Origin of the sequence: Parundibacterium terreum (assembly GCF_014636315.1) — a bacterium.
Classification (GTDB): Bacteria; Pseudomonadota; Gammaproteobacteria; order Burkholderiales; family Burkholderiaceae_D; genus Undibacterium; species Undibacterium terreum.
This window is the reverse complement of sequence record NZ_BMED01000004.1, coordinates 107,905-131,051: the sequence shown is the minus strand read 5'-3', so window position 1 is coordinate 131,051 and position 23,147 is coordinate 107,905. Positions and strand designations below refer to the sequence as shown.

Annotated in this window: 15 protein-coding genes; 9 read left to right on the top strand and 6 right to left on the bottom strand. The window is 50.3% G+C overall.

The genetic code is table 11. From position 1 onward, the window contains the following. Positions 1-921: 921 nt before the first annotated feature. Both IEW12_RS19090 and IEW12_RS19085 read right to left on the bottom strand, forming a co-directional pair. Complete coding sequence (locus IEW12_RS19090) at positions 922-3,030, bottom strand: NHL repeat-containing protein (protein WP_188567701.1); 2,109 nt, start codon at positions 3,028-3,030, stop codon at positions 922-924. A gap of 74 nt (positions 3,031-3,104) precedes the next feature. Next, positions 3,105-3,467 carry a hypothetical protein gene (locus tag IEW12_RS19085; protein ID WP_188567700.1) on the bottom strand — a complete coding sequence of 121 codons (363 nt, stop codon included), beginning with the start codon at positions 3,465-3,467 and terminating at the stop codon, positions 3,105-3,107. A 447-nt stretch (positions 3,468-3,914) separates the two neighbouring features. On the opposite strand from IEW12_RS19085, the gene IEW12_RS19080 reads away from it, so the two are divergent. The 5 genes from IEW12_RS19080 (at position 3,915) to IEW12_RS19060 (ending at position 12,853) form a co-directional block, all read left to right on the top strand. Next, complete coding sequence (locus tag IEW12_RS19080; protein WP_188567699.1) at positions 3,915-5,555, top strand: alpha/beta hydrolase; 1,641 nt, start codon at positions 3,915-3,917, stop codon at positions 5,553-5,555. Positions 5,556-5,910: 355 nt separating this feature from the next. Next, the gene (locus IEW12_RS29130; protein ID WP_188567698.1) at positions 5,911-6,144 is read left to right on the top strand and encodes a hypothetical protein; all 234 of its coding nucleotides are present in this window, start codon (positions 5,911-5,913) and stop codon (positions 6,142-6,144) included. 616 nt (positions 6,145-6,760) lie between these two features. Then, on the top strand, positions 6,761-7,888 hold the full coding sequence (locus tag IEW12_RS19070; RefSeq protein ID WP_188567697.1) for a right-handed parallel beta-helix repeat-containing protein: 1,128 nt from the start codon (positions 6,761-6,763) through the stop codon (positions 7,886-7,888). A 1,580-nt stretch (positions 7,889-9,468) separates the two neighbouring features. Then, positions 9,469-11,103, top strand: a complete 1,635-nt coding sequence (locus IEW12_RS19065; RefSeq protein ID WP_188567696.1) for a class I SAM-dependent methyltransferase — start codon at positions 9,469-9,471, stop codon at positions 11,101-11,103. 292 nt (positions 11,104-11,395) lie between these two features. Beyond that, complete coding sequence (locus IEW12_RS19060) at positions 11,396-12,853, top strand: mannose-1-phosphate guanylyltransferase/mannose-6-phosphate isomerase (RefSeq protein ID WP_188567695.1); 1,458 nt, start codon at positions 11,396-11,398, stop codon at positions 12,851-12,853. Between the two features lie 113 nt (positions 12,854-12,966). Here the strand turns inward: IEW12_RS19060 and pyrE are convergent, their stop codons facing one another. Then, the gene (pyrE, locus tag IEW12_RS19055) at positions 12,967-13,635 is read right to left on the bottom strand and encodes an orotate phosphoribosyltransferase (RefSeq protein WP_188567694.1); all 669 of its coding nucleotides are present in this window, start codon (positions 13,633-13,635) and stop codon (positions 12,967-12,969) included. Between the two features lie 515 nt (positions 13,636-14,150). Here pyrE and IEW12_RS19050 point away from each other — a divergent pair. Then, on the top strand, positions 14,151-14,933 hold the full coding sequence (locus tag IEW12_RS19050) for an exodeoxyribonuclease III (protein ID WP_188567693.1): 783 nt from the start codon (positions 14,151-14,153) through the stop codon (positions 14,931-14,933). Positions 14,934-14,993: 60 nt separating this feature from the next. On the opposite strand, the gene pcaQ is transcribed toward IEW12_RS19050, so the two are convergent. After that, positions 14,994-15,914, bottom strand: coding sequence for a pca operon transcription factor PcaQ (gene pcaQ, locus IEW12_RS19045; RefSeq protein WP_188567692.1), 921 nt, complete (start codon positions 15,912-15,914; stop codon positions 14,994-14,996). A 129-nt stretch (positions 15,915-16,043) separates the two neighbouring features. Here pcaQ and pcaH point away from each other — a divergent pair, with 129 nt between their 5' ends. The 3 genes from pcaH to pobA all read left to right on the top strand — a co-directional run bounded on the left by pcaH (position 16,044) and on the right by pobA (position 18,628). Further along, on the top strand, positions 16,044-16,754 hold the full coding sequence (gene pcaH / locus IEW12_RS19040) for a protocatechuate 3,4-dioxygenase subunit beta (protein ID WP_188567691.1): 711 nt from the start codon (positions 16,044-16,046) through the stop codon (positions 16,752-16,754). Between the two features lie 9 nt (positions 16,755-16,763). Continuing rightward, positions 16,764-17,351 carry a protocatechuate 3,4-dioxygenase subunit alpha gene (gene pcaG / locus IEW12_RS19035; RefSeq protein ID WP_188567690.1) on the top strand — a complete coding sequence of 196 codons (588 nt, stop codon included), beginning with the start codon at positions 16,764-16,766 and terminating at the stop codon, positions 17,349-17,351. Positions 17,352-17,452: 101 nt separating this feature from the next. Continuing rightward, complete coding sequence (pobA, locus tag IEW12_RS19030) at positions 17,453-18,628, top strand: 4-hydroxybenzoate 3-monooxygenase (RefSeq protein WP_188567689.1); 1,176 nt, start codon at positions 17,453-17,455, stop codon at positions 18,626-18,628. 74 nt (positions 18,629-18,702) lie between these two features. On the opposite strand, the gene IEW12_RS19025 is transcribed toward pobA, so the two are convergent. Together IEW12_RS19025 and IEW12_RS19020 are read right to left on the bottom strand one after the other, a co-directional pair. Continuing rightward, positions 18,703-20,376 carry a bifunctional metallophosphatase/5'-nucleotidase gene (locus IEW12_RS19025; RefSeq protein WP_188567688.1) on the bottom strand — a complete coding sequence of 558 codons (1,674 nt, stop codon included), beginning with the start codon at positions 20,374-20,376 and terminating at the stop codon, positions 18,703-18,705. A 145-nt stretch (positions 20,377-20,521) separates the two neighbouring features. Then, positions 20,522-22,930, bottom strand: coding sequence for a TonB-dependent receptor (locus IEW12_RS19020; RefSeq protein WP_188567687.1), 2,409 nt, complete (start codon positions 22,928-22,930; stop codon positions 20,522-20,524). Between the last annotated feature and the right edge of the window lie 217 nt (positions 22,931-23,147).

Below are 23,147 nucleotides of genomic sequence, written 5' to 3'. Positions count from 1 at the left end.
CTTGTAAACACTACGAATTAATTCCTCGCACTACTCCGCGATATTTCAATTCCATAGCACCACCGTCATAGTTCATCTGCTGACTTCGAGCCCTTTGCTTCAGTGCGTGGTTACGAGAATCGTACAAGTCACCCATTTGGATCAAGTGAAGATATTGCTGCAATCTTCGCCCTGGCAGCAACTGCTGCCCTAGAAGCATCTCGGTACCGGTTTGCGTCCGATGGATGGACAGTTCTATGGCTTCCGCATAAGCGGCTCCAGACCTTTGTGGCTCGTAATCCGGACGATTCTTTTCCTACGAACATACAAAGATGGCAAACGGCGCGGTATCCAATCAGTTTTTGCTGGCTCGAAGTCCAACCCACGTTCTGGCTTGCCGCCCGTTGCCAACCCTACGTAAAGCAACGCTCTATCGAGAATTGCTCACCGGTCTTTAGCATATGAAAGCAAGCGCGTGCCAGCATATACGCCACGGCTTTGATTGCAACCATACCGTTTCGCTTGGCTCTCTTCCGTTGGTAAACTCAACGCACCGGTTCGCATTACCTGCCTTTCAGCTTTTTTCAGGCTAATGTCTGGAAAATTCTGGTAATAAGTGCGGTACTGCATAGATGTACTAATCGTTACATATCAAACTATGCACTCTCCCTTTGTGTTTTCGACCGACGTCGTAGAGGGAGTTCAGCCTGCCTTGCGTAGGCTCTTTTTTCGGCGCTCACCAGATATTTTGATGCGCCCACTTTAGGTCGATTTCCCTCTAATACTGCAGTTAGATGTGATTGGAAATTCCAGACAATACGAAAAACTTCCAAAAAATTTTCATGAACGCTTGATCCTTGATAAGCATGTGGGCGTCGAACCAAGTAAGTAGAACGGGCCGCTGGCAGAAGCCCTGTAGAGTTGAGCGCTTTACCGAGAGTTTTATTGGCCCGCCAAGATCGCGTTTCCAGAGGCTATATAGAGCGTAGTCCCAGAAATCGCCAGAGCATTTGGCGCGAATAGGCTGCCTGGCGCAATGCCTAGGTTGATTCCAGAATTGCCGTATTTGCCTAGATAAGTGGTTACCACACCTTGCGGAGTGACTCTGCGAACGAGATGGTTGGCGAAGTCGGACAAGAAGAAATTGCCGCCAGCATCAATGGCTATCTTTGAAGCTGCCCCCAAACCTGCACTGATGCCCACGCCGTCCTTGACACTAGCATCGCCCACCTTACCTGCAATGATGGTCTTAACGCCTTGAGGTGTCAATTTACGCAGCGCGTTATTAGTTACTACAAACACATCACCTTTTCCGTCAATGGCGAAACTGCTAACGGTGTCGCCAAGGGTAAGATAGGACGTGAGCTGGCCAGCCCCACTTACCCTCTGTATTTGGTCCATGCGCGCATTGTAATCGTGATTGGCGACGTAAATGTTGCCGTTGGCATCCACGGCAATGGCAGTCAAGGTAAGTGCGTTACCTCCTGAATAAATCGTGCTGACAATCCCAGTTGACGTGATCTTTCGAATTGCCATCTGGGATCCAAGTAGATCTAGGACATAGATGTTTCCTGCCGGGTCGATGGCCAGCCCCATCGGAGCCACGAATAACGCGGCAGCGCCGGCGCCATCGATCAACCCTGATTTTCCAGCGGTGCCAGCGAAGGTAGAGACGACGCCGTTAGGAGTGATTTTGCGCACGATATAGTTTAGACGGTCAGCCACGTAGACATTGCCTGCGCCGTCGGCAGCAAGTCCGGTCGGGCTATGGAATTGCGCTAGCGCGCCGACGCCGTCACTATAACCATAGTCTGGGTCCACACCAGCCAACGTGCTGACTATGCCATCCGAGGTCACCATCTTAACGGAAGTGTTCGCGCCCACCAGCAGATTGTTGGAAGTATCGAAGGTCAGGGGCAGATTTGCAATTGAATTGGGCTGACCGTTGCCAATATCGGGAAGAAATGGTGCCTGCATAGTGCGGATGAGCTTGCCGGCAATGGAAAATGTTTTTATTCCCTGGAAAACATCTACCGAAACTAGGTTCCCGTTCGCATCTGTCAGGAGGGAGCCAGGAGCGTCGATGGCCAATGTGCTAACCAAGCCGGTCTTGTCCAACTTGAGGATCGCGCTGCGATTAAAGTCGCTAATGTAGAGATTGCCAGCGCCATCGGTTACGATACCGGTATATAGTGCACTGGTTCCACTGGAACTTGCAATCGTAGTCACTGTCCCCGACGGCGTTATCTGGCGTATCATCCCACCATATATAAAGGACGGGTCCATTTGAAAGCCAGCGCCGGTCCAATCCTGAAAGGAGCCAAGCAAGATATATAAATTGCTGCTGCTCCGATCAAAGGCGATGTATCTTGAAGTATACGAACCCTTGGTATAGCCACCGGAGCCGTCAGTCAAAGGGGAGGCAAACTTGGTGACCAATCCCGCACTTGTGATCTTGCGGACTACAGCACATCCATTGTCGACGACATAGATGTCACCGTTGTTGCCCGCTGTCATTGCGCCTATAGATTGAAGGTTTGCCGCCGCACCTAGCCCATCGGAGCACCAATCGGCCGTATTGGCGTCAACGACATAATGTCCGGCCAGGGTACTGACTTGTCCGCCTGGCGTTATTTTACGCAGTACAGAGTTGCCAGCGTCCCAGACAACAATATTTCCAAACGAATCCACAACCATCGTACTTGCGCCGTTGAATTTCGCAACGCTAGTGGCACCGTCTAGATTGCCAGCGGTGGAGGTGTTGCCAGCTACCAGCTTCAACTGGCTCGCTACTGATGGCAAGGTCCCGATGACGGGGCCGTTATTGCCGACGACGATAGTGCCCGCGCCGTTGGAGTTGTCGCCCCCAGGAGATACACCGCTACCGCCACTGGGAGGCGTCGGATTACCACTGCCAATGGAGGACGATGATCCACCGCCGCAAGCAGTCAACAAAAGAGCCGAAATCAAGCACGTCAGGGCCAACCAATAAGGTCCTTCGAAACTAATACTAAGAAAGGTGGACTTATTAAGGAGCGCATTTGCAGTCATAGGAAGTATTGGAAATGTTGATCACAAAAAATATAGCATAAAGTACAATTTTTGTATGAATTATCAATACCTGGTTAGAGGCCGACTTTACTAGTAGCAAATGCGATGCGCCTACCCATTTTAAGAAGAATGGCTGTAGCCAGGATCGGTCCAATCCCGGCTACGCAATTAAGCAGTCGATATCCAGGACTGCTGTGGCAATGTGCGGCCTGTACTTTCTCGATGCCATCGATCTGCGGTTGCAATACTTTTATCACAGCTAGGTTGGACTTCATACCAATCGATTCAGTTTGATCAACCGCCATCTGATCTATGTCTGCGGTCGTCAATTTCTTCACGTCGTTGCCGGGAATGCGACCTCCCGTTTGCTGTGCCAGATGGCGAGCATCGGGCTCATCGCCGCGATGCTTGTGCCCATCGTATCGCTTGATTACCATGGTGTTGGCAAGATGGCGCGTGTAGCTGGCTTCGATGAGAAAATCGACAAGCCAGCACCAGTTGTAGGTTGATCAACCACAATCACAGACAATTCCTGTCAGTAGGAGCCGAACGAAGCGCCCCCATCCATCAGATTGTTACGTAGCAAAATTAAGGTGAAGAATTCACCCCCTCATTCTAAAAATATTAAATATGTGCAACTTCTCGATCAGCTAGTCGCAAAAATTTCCAAATAAAAATTATTGTATTATTAACTCAACGCATGCTAATCTAAGTTGCCTTATATGTAATTACTATCCATAGAGTAATTTTTCAATAAGGATCTGCATGGACTGCTATTCGTTGGAAAATGATTTTCATCTTTACCCGGAGCAAAAACGCGCCCCCCCCCAAGCCCCACTTTTTATTTAAAAAAGGACTATATGTTTAAGAGAGCTTCAGTATTAATGATTACTCTGGCCTTTGCGTCAGCCGCCCAAGCAACAAGGGTATCGATGCCAACGATAGTCAACTCCTACCCAGCATTGACTACAACACAAATGAACGTCGCCAAAGCGTATTTATCACTTTTGGGGCGCGCCCCCGACAAGGGTGGCTTGGACTACTGGTCTACGCATCCCAGCATGCCAGCAAATGCGACGCTAATCCAAGCAGCTAATTTAATTGCACGAAACGTCGGCGGGAACCTCGTTCCTCCTGTAACCAGCATATTTGATCCAGCTTCAAATAATTTCACCAACCCCACGATACAAGCGAATTGGGGGGGATGGGACGAATTTGTTGAGTACATGTATGTGTTTATTTTAGGTAAGGCTGTTGGCGATGACTACACCGGCGTTCAGTATTGGCAAAACCAAGTCCATTCGGGGGTATTTACAACGCCGGGAGATTTGATACAAGCCCTGTACAATGCAGCTGATGTAACCGCTCCGGCCGATGGCGGCGATAAGTTTCACAACAAAATTACTATGCTAGAGGCGGTCGCCCGTCTGGAGGAAGGCAGAAATCGCAGCCTTCAAAATCAAGATACTCAGACAATCATCCGCCGTGTCACCGATACTACAAGTTCTTTTAACGACGCCTTTACCTTGGCGGACTCACTTACTAATGGCGGAACAAACGTGGCAGGCCCCAGATGGGAAACCCCCGTCAGCGGTAGCTATACCCCCACCAAGGTAATGAGTGAAAGTATCGCGCTGACACCCTCAGGTTTTGGCAATGTTCATAAATATATTGTCTGGTACAACCGCAGCGGGAGAATGATGTTGGCGAACGTCTTTTTACCCCCAAATTACTCCACGGGCGGTGCCTTGTATAAGGCGATAGTTAGCGTGCACGGTGGGGGCTGGGCAGGTGGCTTTGTAGAGAAAATGCAAGAATACAACCAGGCGCTTGCAAGCAATCAATCCGGTACACCATATGTCGTGTTTTCTCCTGCTTACTCGTTAACGCCATATGTATATTCCTCCCCTGAGCAGCAGAACGATATCGAAGATTTTGTGACTCTTGTCAAATCAAGTGTCACCATGAATTCGTTCTGGGTCGACACGTCCAATGTTAATTTGTTCGGGCTTTCATCGGGCGGCCATCTAGTCAATCTGTTAGGAAGTCTAAAGGACGTGGGCAAAATAGCGGCGCTCTATCCTGTCAGCGATTTAGGGACCTGTACTACAACAAGCTGCCCGAATTACGATGCCCTTAACGTCGGCCATGAGACATCCTTGATTCCATATATTCAAAAATATGTGAATTCCACTGCTGTACAAACCAATGCAAGCGTTTCACCTACTTGGGCCTGGACATCGGCTCGAACAAGTAAGTTCTTTATTCTCCATGGAAACGGCGATAAAACTGTCCCGTACGGGCAGTCACAAGCGTTTACAGATAGAGTTAATTCTAATTCTATAAATTCGAAGCTGTGCCAAGTTGGAACAGGAACTCCAACGTCAGCTACCGCCGCAGGCCATGGTTTTTACTCAGAATACGCCGGCAGTCCCCAAAGTACGCCAAGGTTTACTCAAACCGTTAGCCTCTTAGTTAATTATTTTAATTCTGGGCTGTTCCCAGTTACATGCCCAGCCTATTAAGTTAGCAGGCAGATACTCGGCTGCACCAGTGGTAGCCGAGTATCTTCCTTCAAATGACGGACGAGGAGTTAAATATGCATAAACTCTGGCAAGCTTTGAATAGGTACAAGGGAAGTCGCGCGCCCGAATTTGCCTAAATTAACGAGCACAAATTGAGCCTGCAATTCTGTTTAAGCAACAGTCTTCGACGACTGCCGTGCATCTAAAGCGTAGCAATTCCCGGTTTGCGAGCGCCACGCAAGCAAAACGACTTCCCACGAACAATTGACTATCGTCTAACAGCGGGCAAACGAGAGCACCCGTTTTACACTGATTCGGTGTACAAAAGAAATGCCACGAGCGCGGGTGGTATCCCTTGGGGATTGCGGTTGACACGAGCGGCAGCGTCTATCTGGCAGATAGGGGCAATAACGCCGTGCGCAAGATTACTCCCGACGGCGCCGTTACCACGGTCGGCGGGGTGGCAGGCAAAGTTGGCATCGGACTTGGCGCATTGCCGAGTAGCTTGAGTCACCCCACGGCGGTCACAGTTACAGCCAAGGGTTTAATCGTCAGCTCTGAAAATGCCCTCTTGTTGGTCCCGGAATGAGCTTCCCTTCCGAAATTTTATCTTTCAAAGGATGACGTAAGATGACGTCTCGTTAAGAAGATAAGAAATGGAGCGTTCGCCGAGAAAGAATTAGCTGCGAAATTCAAAGCATTAGCTGCAAACGCGTCTCAGATGAGCTAATTTGCAAGGTTTTTTTGGACCACTTTCAGGGTGGTTTTCGACTTACACAAGCACTGCTGCGGGGCCGCAATGGCTCGCAGAACGGGGATATTTCACTGACGATTGACCGCCGAGGGCCATGTGGGACCTGCTCTCGTTGTAGGCCCCGCCTCCAAGCCTCACCATTACTTTCAGGTCTTCCAACCTATAAAACCAATACAGATTTGCTCATCGCGACTCAGAACTAGCTTACCCAAATTTCATAAGCTCGGGGGCAACCAGGGCTAACTTTTGAGCTGCCAGATATCGCAATAAATACTATTGCCTTGCAGAAATTGCAAAAAATTGTTGTGGAGTTATATCAAAAGAGCAATACTTATCCCTCGTTAGTGATTGAGTTTGCATTGATGTAGTGATAATGACCTTTGGCTAACTGGCAAGACTTAAGCTATCGAATTAACGACCATATAAACCATCAACTCAAATGGAGGTACTTATGTCACCTGTGAAACTCGTTGTCGCTCTGATCATTTCGTTGTACTTGTTCTCAGCTCCATTCGCTCGTGCCTGCATTAACGGTGGAACAGAAGTAGATATAAATAATGCACTTCGCGCGACAAATATCGCCGAGCTTTGCCAGGGCGCTCAGTTCACACTTAATAATGCGGTTTTGCTTAACTCAAACAACTCTCTATTCACCACCGGATACCCAACTAACGACTCATTAAAGGCCAATTTGAAACTGGCAGATAATAGGCCGATGCCGTCTCCACCAACGACCCCATTTGCTTTGGTTGATGCCTACGGAAATAACATTTCAATTAAATCTATCAAAATAGATGGTAATAAGGCAAATAACGCGTACTACGGGCCGAGTCCATTACTTGGTGTCAGGGGCAGCATAAACACGGTCGACCACGTGCGTTTGGAACACACCATTGGATTTGTCGCATTAGATGCTGCTGACGACCCGAATTGTAGCTATTTGACGTTAACAAATAACTATGTAGGCTCGAACGGTATCCATTTGCCAGCCGCTGGTGGACAATGGGCGGACGGAATTACCATACGCTGTAGCAACGCCTATGTAGCCAATAACGAGGTTAGAGATGCAACCGATGGCGGCATCTCATTTTTTGGCGGCACCAACACAATCATAGAGAATAACTGGATAGCTAATTCGAGCCAGTCAGCTTATAGCGCAATAATTGTTGATCCTGTTATGGGGGGCACGACGCCGGTAGACTTTACCGGTTCATATGTAAGAAATAATACAATCCAAACTTGCTGTGGTCAGCACTTCCATGTTGCGCTGTCGGTGGGAACGCATCTCTGGTGCAACGTCACAAATGGCAATTGCAACTATGCGATGGGGCCAAGTGTAACGAACAATACGGGGAGCGGCACCTTTGGCTACGGCATCTATTTGGGTGGCGCCACATCTGCAACCGTCACAGGCAATAATTTGACGATGACTCCATTTACTGGCCTACGCTGCGGTTGGCAGTACTATGCTCTAGATGTTGATTCTACTACCGGTGCTCCACATGCTACGGGAAATTTTCAGTCAGGATATGTCACAGGCTCCTATCATTGGCCATGTGTTTCTAGCGCCACGGAATAAAAAGCCGCTGACCATCTTCATAGGATGGGATTCGCAAGTAGGTACTTGACGGGCTTCGGCCCGTTTCTATTTTTGAGTTTTACTACTGAATTGTCGGGAAATTTGCACGTAATTCTGATCCACTATTGAACACAATCCGACTTGCCTTGATGGATAGGTGACTAGAGTGATCCACGTAGCATTACTAAGCATTATTCACCGCTAGCAGACTCGTGACCGTGTTTCCTTGAGAGATCGCAAGAACGCTAACCATCTCACGAAAAACCGCCCGGCGCTACCTGCGCTCGGAAATCACCAAGCCGGCCAATGCGGAGCTGCGAACAGTCAGTGCCGTCGATAAATACGCGTTCCGGCTTTCGTACTGGTTAAAGATTGAGGCTGGCAATCGTAAGCAGCGACGCAGTCTGAAACCACTGCATTTAGATCTGAAAGAACTGGGATCCGAAGCGTCGTATGGCCGAATGGCAGAATTTGCCAATCAGTGGAGATAAATCAAACTGACCGAGTCAATTTATCGAACAAAAGATCGTGCTAGGTAAGCCAAGGCCACGCAGCATACATCGCAATGGATGAAATTTAAACCGGACATCCGAAAAAAATGCCCAAGCCTTTCCTGGCGAGGGCATTGTCAATTGCAAATTAACTTCAAGGATGTAAGTGATCTGAAGAAGGAAACCAACCTAAACGAAATAAGAGGTAAGCCAAATAAGCCAACCCGTACAACAAGAGTGGGTAGAGAAAGGTGTTCCCATTTCCTCCGGCCGCCGCTGTTGTCTCACCAACTGAATCTGAAAACCTACGACCAACATACGGAGCAAAACTAGGTCCGTTACCTCTCCTTTCATGCCTTTGTATAGGATTGCCCATTCTGCCACCTCAAATTTAGTTTAAATCATTTCCTTGCTGAGATCACCACGAGAACTATGTTAGGCCATTCACAAATTCAGTCCTAGCATCGTAATCATTCGTTACATTCCTCAACGTTTTGCAAGCAATTTCTCGCAGTCACTAAAAATCACGCAAGTAATACAAATTCCGGCAAATCATGCCGATGTATGACGTGCCCCGACGTTCAGATGCTTCGACATTCTTGTCCAACTGGTAAAGACTCAGCTTGCCCTTAGCCGTCTTGATGAGGAGCGGTGTCACCGAAGCGCTGTTTCATTGTTCCGCCCTACACAGGCAACGGAAATGTTGATTTACCAATCAACAATCTGTCTCAGTCGTAGTAGTGAAGTTGTCTGTTCAAAGGCGTCTAGGTTAATAGTTACCTGACGAGCCTCGTGGAATTGCTCTGTTTGGGTGAGCATGAGAGGCAATAAGCATATTTTGCCTCATTCGCAATTCGTGCGTTCAGGTCGATTCCAAATAGCAGCAGATACTAACCAAAATTTCTTAATAAGCAAAAACGCTCAGAGGAGGCGGGCTAAACCTCCAAAATAGACAAGCCGTATTTAAAAAAAATGCTACACCACGATCGTATCTTTTGTATAAATTATCAATTTGCCCTATAGTTTGTAATTTAATATCAAATTAGAACCTGCCAGCGAACTTTAGCTCCTTCTTGATCTGGATAAAACATGCAACTCGTCCAACATTTCTTACGCTACTTTGCTCGCCATCAGAGAGGCTGGCGGGAAGACGATACTGTTGGTGTCCGTCAACAACCTCAGCAAGAAGAATCAACGAAGCAAACTTCGTTTGAACTAGAGATCTACCCATTGTCCAAGCTGCACAAAATTAATAGAAATGGCGTGGCTGTGCCGGCATCTGTAGTTGGGTGCTCCTTTCAACTTGGGCATCGTTACGTTGCAGTGCTTGAATCAGGTGAATCGTTGGTCACGCCGTTTATTTCGATTGGTACGGAGTATATTTTAATTCTAAGTGCAAGCAGTCCTTTTGACCTCAAATGTCCCGCTGAACTGCAAATTCAATTTGAGCCAAATGGACTGACAGCGGAGGCGCGTAACAATCAGATATGTAGCATGAGTATTGGGGGTCTTCCTGAGGCCGCGGAGCAAGAAATTCAATTGGACTTGCGCGCCTATACTTCTTTGGTTGGAAAATTTCATGTCACGTGCGTATCCGCGGAGCATCCAGGAGCGCATTGTTTAATCGCCCAACTGCGTATCTGCTCACGTCACGAGATTGGATTAACAAATGCACTAAGTAGTTATGCCTACAGATTGAAAAATGAATTACATCACTTTTCGGGAGCCTACACTCATGAAATGTATGGCCCGCAAATTGCACCTAATGTGGAAAACGGAGTTGTAGGGTCAGCGACGATAGAGAAACTAAGTAGTAACTTCCTGGAAATGCAAAGAAATCGCGCCCACGCCCGACTTGCAAAGCTAGTTCCAAATGATCAAGAAGCTGTATTTGACTTTGCGATGAGATGCTTAGGTACATTAATTCCTCAGGACCCACCAGATTTCTTTGCCCGAGCAGCATCACTTAGCGCACTGCGTTCACTTCGTATTTTATCAATTTGTGCTGGTGCAGCGCGGATTGAGGAAATGATACTAAGTCATTGCATAGGATCTGTAGAATTAACTCTTCTGGATGCAAGTGAAGAGTTGATTCGGCGTGCAGCTCAGCGTTTGAAGTCAGCAAGTACAAATACCAGTATTCAATGCTTAATCGGAGATATTAATGACGGCATACCAGGTAACGGGCAATTCGACATTATTGTATGTGTATCCGCATTGCATCACGTCGCGAATATAGAACTTGTACTCGCTCAAATCAATGAGCGCCTCACAGACAATGGGGAATTTTGGAGTATTGGTGAACAAATCGGTAGAAACGGAAATCGTCTATGGCCAGAGGCTGCTGATGCTGCAGCAGTGGCGATGTCACAATTGCCTGCGCGCCTAAGACTTAATGCCCACACAAAAGAAGTTGATAGCACTCTAAGCGACCGAGATTTTTCGATCGGCTGTTTCGAGGGGATACGCAGTGAGGAACTAGAAACAAAATTGGAAGCCTATCTTGTTCCAGAGCATATATATAAGCGAAGCGCTTTTTTGTGGCGAGTGATAGATACTACTTATGCTGACAATTACTCTCTCCAATCAGAACAAGATATACAATTTTTGAAAAATTTAGTTGCCGCCGAAGCACTCCATTGGGTCAGTGGAGGACGTTCTACTGAACTGCATGGCGTATATAAAAAAAAGCAATTAATTTCTGAGGCAGAGATATGTGTATAAACGATTTAAGTACATAAACCTTATGCCTCACATGCTCAAGTAGCAGCTTGACACTCTAAATTCGGATTGGCAGAGATTTTCTCCACTTAGTATTCGGAGTCTTCGCGACACCATCTTGAAAAAATGTTTTTCTGACCAGTGTGCTCTAACAATCGTCGTACTAATAGAGTATTTGTATTTGTGCCAATGATATCGAGACAACTGTGAGAGGTTTGGTCCGCCCGCGTAGCGCCCACTCTTCGTAAAATTTAAGAATGAAGCACCGACTACGTGCAAACAGAAAGATAAAAACATGATTTCACTTCAGCCAGTTATTTTATCGGGCGGGTCCGGCACACGCTTATGGCCGCTGTCCCGGGAAAAGCATCCAAAACAGTTGTTGGCCGTGGTCGGCAAAGAAACCATGCTGCAGGCCACCGCTACCCGCCTGCACCAGTTCAGCGGCTCGCTTCCGGTCGCCCCTGATATGATCGTAGTCTGCAACGAAGAATATCGATTCATTACTGCAGAGCAATTGCGGGCGGTCGGCTTTAAAGCCTCAACGCTATTGTTGGAGCCTGCCGGCAGGAATACGGCGCCAGCCCTGACGCTGGCTGCTCTGGCGGCCACCTCGCACCAGCAGGATGCGGTATTGCTTGTAATGCCGGCTGATCATGTGATCACTGATACTGAGAGGTTCCACCTGGCCATTGAGCAGGGCCTGCCGCAGGCGATGTCGGGCGCTATGGTGACCTTTGGAATCGTGCCGGATCGCCCAGAGACAGGCTATGGCTATATCCATGTAGGCGATCGTTTGTCCGGATCTCCGGTGAGGGCCTTGCAGGCCTTTGTTGAGAAACCGGCGCTGGAGACCGCCCAGCAGTATCTTGCCAGCGGCTCACATCTGTGGAACAGCGGAATCTTCATGATGCGGGCCAGCGTGTGGCTGGCTGCGATTGGGTATTTCAACCCGCCGATGCTGGCAGCCTGCCAGGAATCAATGCAGCGAGCTAAGGTGGACTGCGACTTTGTGCGGGTTGACAAGGCCGCGTTCCTGGCTTGTCCATCTGATTCGATCGATTATGCAGTGATGGAGAAATTGCCCAAGGCGGCGGACCTCGACATTCGCGGCTGTGTGGTACCGTTTGACGCAGGTTGGTCGGACGTCGGTGCCTGGGATGCAGTGTGGCAGGTATCGCCTAAGGACGCCCAAGGCAACGTCCTGCAGGGCGACGTGATGATGGAAGACTCACGTAACTGTCTAGTGATCTCCGACAGCCGGCTAGTGACTTGTCTGGGGCTGGACGACGTGATCGTGGTGGAAACCCCAGATGCGGTACTTGTAACAAACAAGAGTAATACCCAGAATATCAAGCGTATTGTAAGTCGCTTGCGGGAGGGCAATTATGCACAAGCAGATAACCATCGCAAGGTGTACCGGCCCTGGGGGCATTATGATTCAGTCGACAGCGGTGAATATTTCCAGGTTAAGCGCATTGTAGTCAAGCCGGGTGGCCGGCTGTCCATGCAAATGCATCATCATCGCGCAGAGCACTGGATTGTGGTCAGCGGAACGGCTCTGGTTACAAGAGGCGAGGAGACAATGACGCTAACTGCAAACGAGTCAACGTATATTCCGCTGGGCGTAAAACATCGATTGGAAAATCAGGGAGAAACAAACTTGGAACTTATAGAAGTTCAATCAGGTTCATACTTGGGCGAAGATGATATCGTGCGTTTTGACGATGTTTATGGCCGCCTGACCAGCTAAGCCATTTTTAATTTACTCTGCAAATTAAATCTGGCACAAAAATTACGAGGTGGCCCGTACTTTTTTATAGTGCCAACCAAGCCAGAGGGCATAAGAGATCTCAAAGAGTAAACTTAACTGGCACCGTATCGATCCCTGTATTCGGCAACGGAGTCTTTGTAACGCGTTAGTTCTGTATCCACGCCAATTTGTGCAGTCAAATAGTCGAACAGGTCATTTAAATTGGCGATGGACAGGACAGGTATGCCAAATGTCTCACTTACCTCTTGCACCGCCGACTTCGGCGATAGAGCATGATCCTTACCAGAGCGCTCCATTCTATCGAGCGCTATCAAAACAGCACAAGGAGTCGCTCCAGCTGCAGATATAATTTCAACCGATTCGCGCACCGAGGTACCTGCAGAGATGACGTCATCAATGATGACAACCCTGCCTTTTAGCTTGGCACCAACTATCGTTCCGCCCTCCCCATGATCCTTGGCCTCTTTACGATTAAAAGCAAAAGGCACATTGCTTCCCTTAGCAGCAAGTGCAACAGCAGTGGCGGAAGCTAGAGTGATACCTTTGTAGGCAGGCCCAAAAAGCATATCAAATTCAATACCGGAATTTAATAAAGTTTGAGAATAAAATGAAGCCAACTTGCCTAAATTCGCTCCGTCGTTGAACAACCCGGCGTTGAAAAAATAAGGAGAAGTGCGGCCAGCCTTGGTCACAAAACTGCCAAAACTAATAACGCCAGTTTGAACCGCAAACTCAATAAATTGTTGCCTTAAATTTTTCAAAATTGCCTCATTTCCATGCTAATAAATTTGATCATCTGCGACTTACAAATAAGCTTGCAGGATAACACGACCGAAGGCGTAAGCCAAAACGCCAGCAACCAATCATGGGTCAAGAATGAGTTAGATAACGGGCCATAAGCTATTTAATTTATCTTAACTAGCAAAAAAGTTAGATAATCTCTTAGTTGCTATTAAAAACCATCTGCACCGAACAATAGACAAAAATCTTGTATTACAAATTGTCCAAAGCGGTGAATTTATAAAGATATTGCAGTGGTGATATTTTTGAACAAAATTACATTTTACAAATTTATCAGGCGATTTTTGTACTAAAACACTTTTGCGCCCATATCTTCTTATTGATCAATCAGAAAACTCTGACATGATAGAGGTCGTAGGCTGATCACCTTATGGAAAGACGCCTTTGCATTCTATTTGCAGATCAACTCGAACCTGCTGTTACCTACAGCCCCTTTAGCTACAGTTAATTTCTGATATTCATTACCGAAAAATTCATGACAAAAATCATCTCTGCCAACTTAAACGGCATCCGCTCCGCTGCCAAGAAGGGCTTTTTCGAGTGGATGACCAAGGAATCGGCAGACTTTGTCTGCGTGCAGGAGTTGAAGGCTCAAGCTCCTGACATGACACCTGACTTTCTCAACCCAACCGGCTATCACGGCAACTTTCATTATGCCGAGAAAAAAGGCTATTCCGGTGCCGGCATTTACAGCAAAACAAAACCGGATGCCGTCTATATAGGTTTCGGCAGCCCGGAATTCGACGCCGAAGGACGGTATGTACGCTGTGATTTCGGCAATCTGAGCATCATTTCCGTGTACTGCCCTTCCGGTTCGTCGTCGCCTGAAAGGCAAGAGGCGAAGTTCCGCTTCATGGAATTATTCCTGCCCCATCTGATCGCCCTGCAGGCCGAGGGAAGAGAACTGGTCATTTGCGGCGACTGGAATATCGCCCACAAAGAAATAGACTTGAAAAACTGGAAGAGCAATCAAAAGAATTCCGGCTTCCTGCCGGAAGAACGCGCCTGGATGACTCGGATTTTTGAGGAACTGGGCTGGGTTGACGTGTACCGCAAGCTTTATCCGGACACCACCGGAGACGCCTATACCTGGTGGAGTAACCGCGGTCAGGCCTGGGCCAACAATGTCGGGTGGCGGATTGATTACCATGTTGCCACTGCAGGCATCGCCGCCAAGGCAAGCAGCACGTCCATATACAAGGAACAGCGCTTTTCAGACCATGCCCCCTTGATTATCGAGTACAAGGCAACGCTGTAAAACAAAACGCTACCTGTACTCGCATACGGCTGGAACTCATTCCATGAAAGGAAGTGAGTTCTAGCCAGGATGCTGGCGTGCTGCCACTTCGCGTATCGCGTGTATCATCGCCTCCGTCACCGGGGAAGGCAGCACCGCGTTAGACAAGGCCAGCCCTACCATCTGCTCCGACCCCGCCATAGGAAATGGCAAGCTGCGCAACACCCCATTTTCCAGATCCAGCCTCACCGCGCTGGTGGGCACAAACCACACCGCATCATTGCGCAGTACCAGCTCCCGCCCCAGCGAGACCGACAGCACCTCGATATATGCCGCTGGATTGCCGACGCCGTGCGCGGTCAAAAAGCTGTCTGCCGCATTGCGTATCACCGTGCTCAATGGAGGCAACAGCAGGCTGTAAGCCATGATGTGTTCCACCGACAGCGTGGGCAAACTCAGCAGCGGATGGCCGGCGCGCACTGCCACCGACAGTTGATCGGCAAACAGATGCTCAAAGGTCAGCCCTACCATGCTGTCCGGCTCCGACAAGCGCCCGATCACAAGGTCCAGCTCCTGCGCCTTCAACTGCTGCATCAACTGCATGTTCAAGCCCGAGGTAATACGCACCACCACATTCTTCCATTGTTGCTGGAACAACTGCAGCGCTTGCGGAATCAGCGATGGGGCTACCGTGGGCAACACCCCCAGCCGTATCGTGCCGCCATCTGCCCTGTCGCCACCCGACAATAGCTCCATGCCCTGGCGCAGGGTACTGACAGTCGCTCCGGCATAGCGCCAGAATAGCTCCGCCTTATCCGTAGGCTTGGCGCCGTTGCGGCCCCGCTCAAATAGCCGGGCGCCCATGATTTCCTCCATTTCCGCAATAGTCTTTGATACCGCCGGTTGCGTAATCGACATCGCGTCAGCCGCTTTTTGCAGGCTGCGGTGCTGCATCACTGCCAGAAAGCACTGCAAATGCCTGAGCTTGATCCGTCCATCCATGATTTTTAAGCACTCCGCAATTCATAACCAAAAGTTATGGAAAACCTGAAAAATGATCAATTGTACCTACAATCACTCAGGTCTATAGTAGGTCTATCAAGCAACATCGAGAAGAAAGAGGAGACCATCTTGTCCGAATCCACCCTATTGAATCCGCGCGATTGGGAAGCCCACCCCGATTATCTGTCACGCGACTACAAATCCACGAGTTTGCGTGGCCCCACACGCCCCTTGCTGCCGGCGAAGGCGAGCATGCAAAACCTGCGCGCCCCGGTATATGGACATGATGCGCTGTCGGCGCTGGACCATGACCTGACCCGTAATGCGATACGTAATGGCGAACCGATAGGCGAGCGCATCATCGTCACCGGCCGCGTGCTGGATGAAAACGGCAAACCTGTGCCGCATACGCTGGTAGAAATCTGGCAGGCCAACTCTGCAGGCCGCTATGTCCACAAAATCGACCAGCACCAGGCGCCGCTGGATCCCAACTTTCTCGGCGCTGGCCGCTGTATGACAGACAAGGATGGCCGTTACCGCTTCCTGACCATCAAGCCTGGCGCCTACCCCTGGGGCAATCACCCGAACGCCTGGCGTCCCAATCACATCCATTTTTCGCTGTTCGGCAATTACTTCGCGAGCCGGCTGGTGACGCAGATGTATTTCCCTGGCGACCCGCTGCTGGCATTTGACCCCATCTATCAGGGCACACCGGAGAACGCGCGCGAACTGCTGGTGTCGCGCTTTAATCTGGATGTGACGGAACCGGACTTTGCGCTCGGCTATGAATTCGATATCGTGCTGCGCGGCGAGCGCCAGACACCAATGGAAACACGCTAGGAGCCGGCCATGACACTCAAACAGACCCCCTCGCAGACCGTCGGCCCCTACTTCGCCTATGGCCTTACGCCGCAGCAATACAACTACGACATGCTTAGCATATTCGACGCTGTCATCGCCGACCACAGCGCCAAAGGCGAGCATATACAAATCGTAGGCCAGGTTCTGGACGGCGCCGGCAAACCGGTAGCCGACGCCATGTTGGAATTCCTGCAGGCCGATGCCGACGGCAAGCATATCGCCAGCACCGACGACATCATCCATACCGGCTTTACCGGCTACGCCCGCATAGGCACAGGCTCCGACGTACAGCAGCGCTACGTGCTGCAAACCGTCAAACCCGGCCGCACAGCACCCGGACAAGCGCCGCACGTCAACGTCATCGTCTTCATGCGAGGCTTGCTGGTGCATGCCTACACTCGCCTATATTTCGACGATGAAGCAACTGCCAACAGCGAAGACGATATCCTGAACTCAGTCCCTGCGGACCGTCGCCATACGCTGATCGCAAAACGCGAGCAGCAGGCAGGAGGTGTCGTATATCGTTTTGATATACACATGCAGGGACAGGACGAGACCGTGTTTTTTGATGTGTAAAAACATACACTCTGGATAAGCGGCCGCCCCGGCTTGTCACAACGAAGTGGACCAAGCTTATCAAGCCACAATAGAATAAATAAACATAGAGACAAACCACCATGCGTACCCAAGTAGCTATCATAGGCGCCGGCCCAGCCGGTTTGCTGCTAGGCCAGCTCCTGCACAAGGCCGGCATAGACAACGTAATTCTGGAGCAACGCAGCCGTGAATATGTGCTGGGCCGGATCCGCGCCGGCGTGCTGGAGCAAGGCACAGTTGACATGCTGGATGAGGCTGGCGTCAGCGCCCGACTGCACCAGGAGGGTCTGATACATGATGGGGCTGAATTATGCTTCGGCGGTGCCAGGCACAGAATCAATTTCAAGGAATTGATAGGCAAGACGGTGACCGTCTACGGCCAGACCGAGGTCACGCGCGACCTGATGGATGCACGCGATGCTTCCGGGGCGAAAATCGTCTATGAGGCTGAATCAGTCAGCCTGCATGACTTTGACGGCAAGTCGCCCAAAGTACGCTATCGCAAGAATGGAGAATGGCAGGAACTGGACTGCGAGTTCGTCGCCGGTTGCGACGGCTTTCATGGCGTCAGCCGCCAAAGCGTGCCACAGAATGCGCTCCGCACCTTTGAGCGCGTCTATCCCTTTGGCTGGCTGGGCATACTGTCTGATACGCCACCGGTCTCGCATGAACTGATTTATGCGAACCATGAGCGCGGATTTGCCTTGTGCAGCATGCGTTCGGCCAGCCGCAGCCGCTACTATCTGCAGTGCCCGCTGACAGAAAAAGCTGAAGACTGGTCGGACGCTCGCTTTTGGGAAGAGCTGAAGCGCCGGCTGGATGGCGAGGCGGTCGCCAACCTGGTGACCGGCCCGTCGATAGAAAAAAGCATCGCGCCCCTACGCAGCTTTGTCGCCGAGCCTTTGCGTTTCGGACGCCTGTTCCTGGCTGGCGATGCAGCACATATCGTGCCGCCCACTGGAGCCAAGGGCTTGAATCTGGCAGCCAGCGACGTGCATTACCTATCGCGCGCGCTGATCGAGTTTTATACCGAAAAAACCAATGCAGGAATTGATGCTTATTCGGAGAAATGCCTGCGCCGCATCTGGAAGGCCGAACGCTTCTCGTGGTGGATGACATCGCTGATGCACCGCTTCCCGAATACCGACGACTTCGGACACAAAATACAGGAAGCGGAACTGGACTATCTGGTCAGTTCGCGTGCTGCACAAATCGTGATGGCGGAAAATTACGTCGGACTGCCATTTGGAGATTAACGGCTGCAGGCATTAAAAACGCGCATCAAAAAACCGGCCACAAGAGCCGGTTTTTTTATCAAGCGCAATTCATCCTATTGCAGGTGCTTGACCCTATTCATATCGACATTGGACAGTTTGCTCCCGCTGGAAACCATATACGCTTCCATCGCGTCGATATCGCCCCCCAGCAACTGGCGTTGCGTGCCAGATTTCAGTACAACAAAGCCATCACCGCCATCCGCCATGAAGCTGTTGACGACCACTGCGTATTGCTTGCCCATTTCCAGCGGCTTGCCGTTCAGGCGTACGTCGGTCACACGTTCTGCGATTGCTGCAGTGGCGTTCCAACTATAGCTGAAGCCTTGCGATACGGACATCATCTTGGGATTGTCTGCCGGACGGCCGTCCCATTGCTGCCTCAGCAATTCAAGAACCTGGGCGCCGCTCAGATTCATGCGGACGATACCATTGCCAAAAGGCTGCGTGGCATAGATATCGCCAAAGCTGACATTCAGATTTTGCAGATCGCTGCGTATCCCGCCGGAATTCATGAAGGAGATATCTGCCGTACCCGTGCTGCGGGCGAAGCTCAGTTGCGCATCGGCGATCACATTACCCAGGCTGCTATCTGAATAAGGCTCAGTGTGCTTGCGGCTCAATAGCGTAGTCAGGGTCACCACCGGGCGCTGGCGTATCTTGTCTGTCAGCGCCGCGACCTGGTCCACCAGTTTCTTGGCATCGGGATCAGGCTTGGTCACACGCTGGTCTATCGCATAGTTGTGCGCTGTCGCATCTACCACCTGGTTGCTGGCACGGTCTATCTTCAGTTTGACCTCGGTCAGCAAGGATCCGTAGTTACGGCCGGACACCACCAGTTTGCTGCCTATCTTGCAGGTGTAGGCCTGGTGCGTGTGCGCGGAAACCACCAGGCTGATAGCAGGATCCAGCTTGTTGGCGATATCAATGATAGGGCCTTGCAGGCCGTCGCAGCGATAAGTCGGATCATTCGCCGCGCCTTTATAATTGGCGCCTTCGTGTATCAGTACCACGATGGCAGCCACATTCTGCTGCTTGATCTCTGGCACATAGCGGTTGATGGCCTGTGCCTCGTCAACAAATTGCAGATTCTGGATACCGACGCCAGAGACTATCGATGGCGTCTCGGTCGTCACTGCGCCAATGAACGCCACCTTGACGTCCCCTACCTGCTTAATCACATAAGGCTTCAACCAGGGCTGGGAAGTGGTTTTTTCCAATACATTGGCGGCGATATAGTTAAATTTGGCGCCGGTAAAGCCGGGAAATTTGCAGCCCGCGGCTGGGCATTCGCCCTTGATCTTGCGGTTCAACTCTTGCTGGCCGGCGTCAAACTCGTGGTTGCCGACCGAACTGACTTCCATCCCCAACTGGTTCATCGCTTCTATGACGGGTTCATCCTTCAGCATGGATGAGCCGGCCGGCGAAGCGCCGATCAGGTCGCCAGCGCCAACCAGGATGCTGGCAGACGCCTGCTTGCGCCGCTCTTTCAATACGGTCGCCAGATAGGCAAAGCCGCCGGATGGTACTGATATTTTTTCGCCTGGATGGGCCGTATCTTCTTCTTGCGCCATATACGGCACAGGATGATCCGATTGCACATGGCCATGGAAGTCGTTGATGCTAAAGATCGTAATCTCGGTGGTGCCGCTTGCCTGCTTTGCCGGCATCGAGCAAGACGCCAGCAATGAGAAAGCGATCAAGGAAGAAATGAGTTTAAGTTTGCGCATGGGAGTCACTAGGCAAGAAAACATGGAGCGGCGAATCCGGCCGCCAAAAAGAAAATGGGTCTGCAACAGCGCCAGGCGTTGTTGCAGACCCATACTTTACAAGGTCTTGACAGCCACCGCAGAGGATGGCCGTCATGCTAAGCAATTAGAAGTCTGCGGACAGAGTCACAGATGCAAAGCGTGGGGAACCCAGGTAGTAGAACACTGTGGATGCGCTCACACCGTTGATAGGCTTGGAGTTCAGGACCGTTGCCGAAGACGGGTTGCGATACTGGGTATTGAAGATGTTGCTGACGTTCAGACGCAACGTTGGCTTCTTCATCATGCCCCAGTTGTCGAACTGATAGCCGGCATCGAAATCGACAACGTCGTAACTTGGAATGAACTCGTCGTTCATCAAAGTTGCCCATTGGCCGCTAGTATGCTTGGCTTTCAAACGACCGTAGAACGCGCCTGTTTCATACTGGGCGCTTACGCCGTATTTCCATTCCGGTGTCAGAGAGAAATTCTTGCCGTTGGTCGGCAGGAAGCTGGTTTTGCTGAAAACTACATCGTTTTCAACTTTGCTGCGAGTGTGGCTCAACGAAGCGTAGAAGGACCAGCCGTTGACAGGCTTGTTACCAACTTCAACTTCAAAACCGCGCATGGAAACATTACCGACGTTGGTGTAGATGCTCTTGTCGGCGATAGGGTCATAGGCGTTACCTTGACGGTTCTTGAAGTCCACGTTGAACACGTCAACCTGGGCTGTCAAGGAATCGCTTTGATGACGGTAACCAGCATCCAGATTCCACGCAGTTTCCTCTTTCAGGTTACCGGTGATGGTTGCAACGCCATTCACGAACTGTACGTTGTTGCTGGTAGGCGCAAACGCGAAGTTAGGAGGTGCTTTCATGTTCTTCGCCAAGCTCGCATACAACTGGTTGGTTGTATCGATCTGGTAGCGCACACCCAGTTGCGGCAATACATCGCTGTATGTCTGCTGCACGTTGTAGGTTGTGTTGTAAGTCGGCAGTGTGCCGCCTTCATTCGCGTAGTTCGTGAAATCACGTTTTACGTGCGGAGCGCGTACACCAACGTTGATAGTCAGGCGGTTGTCCATCAGGCTGATTGTATCTTGCAGGAATGCCTGCCATGCAGTACTGATGGTTACCCAGTCGCGTGACTCGTAAGGAGTACCGTTTGGACGCAGGATGTTGTCGTCGCGCAGCCATACGTCAGCCGGGTTGCCGGAGGCATCCACTGGAACGATAGGACCGGTTTGACGGTGCGTTGCGCGCTCATACCAGAAACCGCCCAACAGCGTGTGGTTATCCCATGTACGCGTGATGGAGGCTGTGATACCTGGACGCTGCGTACGTGTCACGCTGCTGCCGGATACCAGGATTTTGTCCAGTGTGTCGCCGTCGCCGTTCAGATCCACAGCGCCTGTCAGTTTGCCATTGCTCAGGAAACCTGTTTCGGACACTGCTTTTTGCTGCACGCCGCCTGTACCGTAGCCATACCAGAAGTAAGGCAGGATTTTCAGGTCGGTGTTTTCGTTCAGGCGGAATTGGCCTGTTGCGGAAGCAATCACGTTCTGGAACGGATTGGTTGCCAGTTTGTAGTACTGAGGCGTTGGGCCGGTCTCATTTTGAGCAGTACCTTTTACGCCAGGCAGGTGGCCAGGAGTAAATGTCGGCGAGAAATCATAGTAATAGCCGTTCTTGGTCAAATCGGCCAGGCTGATACTATTGATGTTGTTGTTGACGGCGCTGTTGACCAGGATGTTACCGTTGATGTAGTTGAAACGGTCAAAGTCGATGCGGCCACCGAGATCCAGATGGTTACGCTGTGCCTGGCCTGGACCTTTCCATTTGTCGGAACGCGCGTGCGATGCGGAAATGAAGAAACGGGTACGTTCGTCAGGCAACAGGCCTGTATCGAAACGCACAAAGGATTTATACATGCTCAGCTGACCGAAGGTTTGCATCACACGGATACGGCGTACTTTTTCTGGATCGCAAGTAACGATACCGATGTTACCGCCGGTTGCGCCTACGTGTGGGGAATCAACGTCGGTCGAACCTTGAGTCACGTAGTTGGTGCAAGTATTTTCCTGATCAACGAATTCCTGTGGAAATACGGAGAAGCTACCGGAGTCATTGACTGGCACGCCATTCACTGTAAAACCGATCTGATCGCTGTTGAAGCCGCGCAGGGTCAAACCGCCGCCGAACAAACCAGTAGCATCGTAGTTGTAGGAGTTAACCGCAGGCAGCAGATCCAGAGCTTGGTAAGCATTGCCCGTTGGACGCTGCTTCAACAATTCTTCACGGGTAACAGTACTACGCGCCTTAGGGATATCTTCATCCACCATCAGGCCTGTACCGACTTTACGGCCGGTAATGGTTACGCGTTTAACGTCAGAGCTTTCTGTCGACTCTGCTGTCTGTTTAGGTTCTGCTGTCTGCGCCATTGCATTGGCCGACAAACCGAGGCACACCAATTGGCATGCTACCGCCAACATCGACAGTCGCGATGGTAGTGGGTTGAATGGTCCGGATTTTTTCATTACTGCTCCTAGATCAAGGGGGATTTAAATTTTGATGCTTCAACTTTTTAATATTTCTACTGCTCAGGAAACCGGATGCTGACAAGCGCGTAATTTCCGCGGCTCATTCATGCAATTTGCGACAAATATTACAAATGCTTACCAGATATATCTTCTCGATATCTTGTTACGTGTTCATGACTGATTTGTATTTCGCATCACGCAAACGATTGCTTTT

Excerpts from the sequence above, each read along its gene's own strand:
- IEW12_RS19025 (WP_188567688.1), bottom strand. The coding sequence starts at position 20,376 with ATGCGCAAACTTAAACTCATTTCTTCCTTGATCGCTTTCTCATTGCTG.
- IEW12_RS19065 (WP_188567696.1), top strand. The coding sequence starts at position 9,469 with ATGCAACTCGTCCAACATTTCTTACGCTACTTTGCTCGCCATCAGAGA.
- pcaG (WP_188567690.1), top strand. The coding sequence starts at position 16,764 with ATGACACTCAAACAGACCCCCTCGCAGACCGTCGGCCCCTACTTCGCC.
- IEW12_RS19060 (WP_188567695.1), top strand. The coding sequence starts at position 11,396 with ATGATTTCACTTCAGCCAGTTATTTTATCGGGCGGGTCCGGCACACGC.
- IEW12_RS19085 (WP_188567700.1), bottom strand. The coding sequence starts at position 3,467 with ATGGTAATCAAGCGATACGATGGGCACAAGCATCGCGGCGATGAGCCC.
- IEW12_RS19080 (WP_188567699.1), top strand. The coding sequence starts at position 3,915 with ATGATTACTCTGGCCTTTGCGTCAGCCGCCCAAGCAACAAGGGTATCG.
- pcaQ (WP_188567692.1), bottom strand. The coding sequence starts at position 15,914 with ATGGATGGACGGATCAAGCTCAGGCATTTGCAGTGCTTTCTGGCAGTG.
- IEW12_RS19090 (WP_188567701.1), bottom strand. The coding sequence starts at position 3,030 with ATGACTGCAAATGCGCTCCTTAATAAGTCCACCTTTCTTAGTATTAGT.
- pobA (WP_188567689.1), top strand. The coding sequence starts at position 17,453 with ATGCGTACCCAAGTAGCTATCATAGGCGCCGGCCCAGCCGGTTTGCTG.
- IEW12_RS19050 (WP_188567693.1), top strand. The coding sequence starts at position 14,151 with ATGACAAAAATCATCTCTGCCAACTTAAACGGCATCCGCTCCGCTGCC.
- IEW12_RS19070 (WP_188567697.1), top strand. The coding sequence starts at position 6,761 with ATGTCACCTGTGAAACTCGTTGTCGCTCTGATCATTTCGTTGTACTTG.
- IEW12_RS19020 (WP_188567687.1), bottom strand. The coding sequence starts at position 22,930 with ATGAAAAAATCCGGACCATTCAACCCACTACCATCGCGACTGTCGATG.